This is a genomic window from Hyphomonas beringensis (genome assembly GCF_000682755.1).
Classification (GTDB): Bacteria; Pseudomonadota; Alphaproteobacteria; order Caulobacterales; family Hyphomonadaceae; genus Hyphomonas; species Hyphomonas beringensis.
In genome coordinates, this window is the sequence record NZ_AWFF01000091.1 from 1 (window position 1) to 897 (window position 897).

General features: G+C 57.6%; 1 protein-coding gene. It reads left to right on the top strand.

Annotated elements, in window-relative coordinates; genetic code table 11:
- Positions 1-296: 296 nt before the first annotated feature.
- A complete protein-coding gene (locus HY29_RS16790) occupies positions 297-749 on the top strand; it encodes a hypothetical protein (RefSeq protein ID WP_034799230.1) in 453 nt (150 codons plus the stop codon).
- The last annotated feature ends 148 nt before the right edge of the window (positions 750-897 follow it).

Sequence of the window (897 nt, forward strand, 5' to 3'; positions counted from 1 at the left end):
GCACCATATCTGGCGCATGGCTCCTCCCCCTTCCTCCAAGGGCGTTTCGGAAACTTTTGCGATCATCGGCAAAGATCGCCCGGCTCGTGTCGCACGGGTGGTAACCGACCTCTCCTGAGGTCGCCCCGCGCGCCATGATCTGATCATACGTGGCCGTCCACGCTGAGAGGCCAAAAGCTAGTAAATTACAGCTTCCCTCGCGTAAAAATTGTGCGCCTGTATTGCTAATATACGTGGAATCTTTATTGGCTATATCTACCGGAAACGGTAAACTGTTCAATATTGGGGGGCATTCTATGCTCAAAGTACTTATGCTGCTGCCGCTGGCAGTTGCAACTGCTGCGTGCGCGACCGTGACACGCGGAACTACAGAAGCGTTCGTTGTGGAAACTGTTCCAGCGGGTGCGAAGGTGACAACCAGTCTCGGCCTTAGCTGCGATCCGACGCCGTGCGCCATTCCGAAAGTGAAACGCGAGTCCGAATTCACGGCCACGATCACCAAGGAAGGCTACAAGACGTCCAAGCATAACATTACGCACCAGATGTCTGGCGGTGGTGGCGCCGGCATGGCGGGTAACGTTATCCTCGGTGGCGGTATCGGCGCACTGGTTGATGCCAACAATGGCTCAACCCAGGAACTCGTTCCGAACCCGCTCAAAGTGACGCTGGAACCGCTCGAAGAGAAAGGCTCTTCCCGCTCACAGGTGGAAGACGCCGTGGAGGCCGCAAACGAAGGCCCAACCAGCTAGAGCCGGTTGCGCAGCAAGTATTCAAGGGGCGCCAGGCGAACAGCTTGGCGCCCTTTGTTTTGCCGGGCTTCACCCCCCGCGCCCGAACACAACAAGAACACCCTAGACAGGCCCCCTCCCCTGCACCATATCTGGCGCATGGCTCCTC

What these genes read in the sequence shown, in the direction of transcription:
- HY29_RS16790 (WP_034799230.1), top strand. Translation starts at nt 297, where the DNA reads ATGCTCAAAGTACTTATGCTGCTGCCGCTGGCAGTTGCAACTGCTGCG.